Annotated in this window: 1 protein-coding gene; it reads left to right on the forward strand. The window is 61.6% G+C overall.

The annotated features are described in order from the left end of the window. Positions 1 to 22: 22 nt before the first annotated feature. Positions 23 to 912 (forward strand): IS110 family transposase (locus INS93_RS24580; protein WP_192985858.1); only part of this gene is annotated, 890 nt, incomplete at its 3' end.

A 912-nucleotide genomic window follows, 5' to 3' on the forward strand; every position in this document is an offset into this window, starting at 1 on the left:
GTTGAAGAATGGGAGAGCTGCCATGAAACGAATTGCAGTTGATCTGGCCAAGTCCGTTTACCAAGTTGCCGAGAGTGTCCGTTCCGGCCAGGTGGTGCAGCGCAAGCGGCTGAACCGAGAGGCGTTCCGGCGATATATACAGGAGCAGGCCGAGCCGGTCGAGTGGGTGATGGAGGCCTGTGGCACAGCGCACTATTGGGGGCGCCTGGCGCAATCACTGGGCCATCAGGTCAAGCTGTTGCACCCGCGCTACGTGCGGCCCTATCGCCGTCGCAACAAGACCGACCGTAATGACTGCGACGCCATGCTGGAAGCTGCGCGCTGCACCGACATCCATCCCGTGCCGGTGAAGAGCCGTGATCAGCAACAGCTTCAGCAATTGCACGGGCTGCGGGAAACCTGGAAGAAGAGCCGCACCCAGCGTATCAACCTGCTGCGCGGCATGCTGCGTGAAGCGGGTATCGAAGCGCCAGCCTCGACCGCCGACTTCATCCGCGCAGCCAATGAACTGGTTGACCAGCCTGAACTCGTGCCCCTGAGCCGTCTGCTGCATATCGTCCTGGCCGAGATCAACCTGTATGAGCAGTGCGTGGCCGAATGCGAACAGCAACTCAAGTGCTGGCATGCTGACGATGAAATCGTGCGCAAACTGGATGAGGTCAGTGGTATCGGGCTGCTGACTGCCAGCGCCCTTACGGCCGCCGTCGGTAAGCCCGAGCGCTTTGCCAGTGGTCGTCAGCTCAGCGCCTGGCTGGGCATGACGCCACGCGAGTTCAGTAGCGGTAATAGCCGCAAGCTTGGCCATATCAGCCGGCAGGGTAGCGTCTATGTCCGCACGTTATTGATCCACGGTTCGCGCGCGGCTTTGCTGGCGGCCCAGCGATGTCAGTCGCGCACCCCGGAGAAGCTGAC

Origin of the sequence: Pseudomonas sp. EggHat1, assembly GCF_014892995.1 — a bacterium.
Lineage (GTDB): Bacteria > Pseudomonadota > Gammaproteobacteria > Pseudomonadales > Pseudomonadaceae > Aquipseudomonas > Aquipseudomonas chaetocerotis.